The organism is Planctomycetota bacterium (genome assembly GCA_026387035.1).
Lineage (GTDB): Bacteria > Planctomycetota > Phycisphaerae > FEN-1346 > FEN-1346 > JAPLMM01.
The window spans coordinates 1-2,784 of record JAPLMM010000028.1 but is presented as its reverse complement, the minus strand read 5'-3'; the positions used below and the strand labels follow the sequence as shown (position 1 = coordinate 2,784).

Annotated in this window: 2 protein-coding genes and 1 pseudogene; 1 reads left to right on the top strand and 2 read right to left on the bottom strand. The window is 63.5% G+C overall.

Features of this window, described 5'->3' with window-relative positions; genetic code table 11:
* Together NTX40_00830 and NTX40_00825 are read right to left on the bottom strand one after the other, a co-directional pair.
* Positions 1-403, bottom strand: a pseudogene (locus NTX40_00830) (UDP-N-acetylglucosamine 2-epimerase).
* 100 nt (positions 404-503) lie between these two features.
* Complete coding sequence (locus tag NTX40_00825; protein MCX5647634.1) at positions 504-1,610, bottom strand: DegT/DnrJ/EryC1/StrS family aminotransferase; 1,107 nt, start codon at positions 1,608-1,610, stop codon at positions 504-506.
* A 206-nt stretch (positions 1,611-1,816) separates the two neighbouring features.
* Here NTX40_00825 and NTX40_00820 point away from each other — a divergent pair.
* A partial coding sequence (locus NTX40_00820; protein MCX5647633.1) for a nucleotide sugar dehydrogenase occupies positions 1,817-2,784 on the top strand: 968 nt, incomplete at its 3' end.

The window sequence follows — 2,784 nt, the reverse complement described above, 5'->3', positions numbered from 1 at the left end:
ATAACGTTCCCGACGAAGAAGATCTTCTCTTCCGGAATGCCCTCGTGCTTCAGGTTGCGGATGCCGCTGGGTTCGGTCACGAAAAGGAAATCGCTGACGGCATCGGTAAGGAGGCGGTTGATTTCCTCCGGCATAGTGCGGTCGAAACTCCTGAGGCCCGCCTCCACGTGGGCGACCTTGACGCCGAGTTTGACAGCCACAAGGGCACACGCGATCGTTGAGTTCACGTCGCCCACAACCAGAACGACGTCCGGCCGGTACTGCTCGACGACCGGCTCAAAGCGTTTCATGATCTCGGCGGTCTGCGGCTCATGCGCTCGTCGTAATGCTGACCGGTGTGAACCAGCACCGGCCGAAACTCCGGCCTCTTGCGGAAGGCCCGCATCAAGGGGGCGATCTTCATGAAGTTCGGCCGAGCGCCGACGACGTTGAGAATGGTTGCCCGTGTGCCTTCCGTCACGTGTGTCTTCCCATCGGGTGGCCGGCACAACTTGGCGCTCCGGTCAACGAACGGCTTCGAGAACCGCGTCGGCCACCTCGTCCAGTTGCTCGCGAGTCAGTTCGGGGTAAATCGGCAGCGCCAGCACCTCCCGCGCCGCCCGTTCCGCCTGCGGGAAGTCCCCCTCCTTGTGCCCTATATCGGCAAAACACTCCTGAAGGTGCAACGGAACCGGGTAATAGATCGCGTTGCCGATCTTCTTTTCGTTCAGTTTCGCCTCGACGGCATCGCGCTTCCCGGGAATCCGGATGACGTACTGATTGTAGATCATGCGGTTGTGCGGCTCGACGTAGGGCGTCTGGATAGCCCGGCAGTCTGCGAAGCGCTCGTTGTAATAGGCGGCGTTGCGTTGCCGCGCCTCATGCCACGACTCAAGATACTTCAATTTTACCATCACGATGGCCGCCTGGATGCTGTCGAGGCGGAAATTGCCGCCCACGTGGCGATGGTAGTACCGCTCCTCGGCCCCGTGATTGCGCATCAACTCGCACCGGCGCGCGAGCCCGTCGTCGTTCGTGACGACCATCCCCCCGTCGCCGCACGCCCCCAGGTTCTTCGAGGGATAGAAGGAGAAGCACCCGCAGGTCCCGAGGGAGCCCGCCCGCCGACCGTTGTACTCCGCCCCGATCGCCTGGGCCGCGTCCTCGATCACCGCCAGGCCGTGCTTCTCCGCCGCGGCCAGGATCGGGTCCATGTCGGCCATCTGGCCGAACAGGTGGACAGGCATGATCGCCTTCGTCTTCGGGGTGACGGCGGCCTCGATGTGCGAGGGGTCGATGTTGTACGTCTTCGGGTCGATGTCCACGAAGACGGGCTTCGCCCCGACCCGGACGATGGAGCCCACGGTCGCAAAAAAGGTGAAGGGCGTCGTGATGACCTCGTCGCCTCGGCCGATGTCCAGGCTCATCAGGCTCACCAGGAGCGCGTCCGTCCCGCTCGAGACGCCGATCGCGTGCCGGCACCGGCAGTACTCGGCGACGGCCTTCTCCAATGCGACGATCTGGGGCCCCCCGACGCCGCGCTGCGACTCCAGCACCTCCGTCACCGCCGCTCGCACCTCGTCGCGGATGGTCCGGTACTGCGCCACCAGGTCCAAGAGGGGAACAGGCACGGTTTGGCCCTCGCCAAATGGGATTCGTTAAACGTCGATTGCCGAAAAACCCTGGCACGCCGCAGGAACAGGGCTATTATAGAAGGCCCCGAAGGGGCGTCAAGCGCCGACACGCCGCCGGGAAAACTGTATCCCAAACGCCCTTTCGGCCGACTATCCAAGGAGACTCGAACACGCCTCGCAGAGGCTCAGGAGGAATCCGGAACATGCAGGATCTGATGAAGCGGATTCAGAACCGTCAGGCAACCGTCGGCATCATCGGGCTCGGCTACGTCGGCCTGCCGCTCGCCCTGGCCTTCCGCGACGCCGGCTTCCCCGTCGTAGGCTTCGACATCGACCCGCAGAAGATCGACGCCTTGATGGCCGGCCGGTCCTACTTCAAGCACATCCGCCACGAGCGCATCGTCACGATGAACCCCGGCAAGGGCTTCGAGGCCACCACGGACTTCTCGCGAATCCGCGACGTCGACGCCATCCTCATCTGTGTCCCCACACCCCTGACCCAAACGCGCGATCCCGACATGAGTTACATCGTGGGCACCGCCGAGACCATCGTTCCCCATCTCAAGAAAGGCCAACTGATCGTTCTGGAGAGTACAACGTATCCGGGCACCACGCGCGACGTCCTTCGCCCCATCCTGGAACGGTCCGGCCTGAAGGCGGGAACCGACTTTTACCTCGCCTTCAGTCCCGAGCGCGAGGACCCCGCCAACCCTGATTTCACCACCCGCACCATCCCGAAGGTCGTCGGCGGCTTCGACCCGGCCAGCCGCGACCTGGCGGCCGCCCTCTACGGCGCCTGCATCGACCGGGTCGTCCCCGTCTCCAGTTGCGAGGTCGCCGAAGCCTGCAAACTCACCGAGAACATCTACCGCGCCGTCAACATCGCGCTGGTGAACGAACTGAAGGTCATCTACTCCGCCATGGGCATCGACGTCTGGGAAGTCCTCGATGCCGCCGCCACGAAGCCCTTCGGCTTCGGCAAAAAGGAGAACAAGACTTTCTTCACCCCCGGACCCGGCCTCGGAGGCCACTGCATCCCCATCGACCCCTTCTACCTCGCCTGGAAAGCCCGCGAACACCAGATCGCCACCCGCTTCATCGAACTGGCCGGCGAAATCAACACCTCCATGCCCGACTACGTCATCCGTCAACTCACAATCGCCCTCCACGA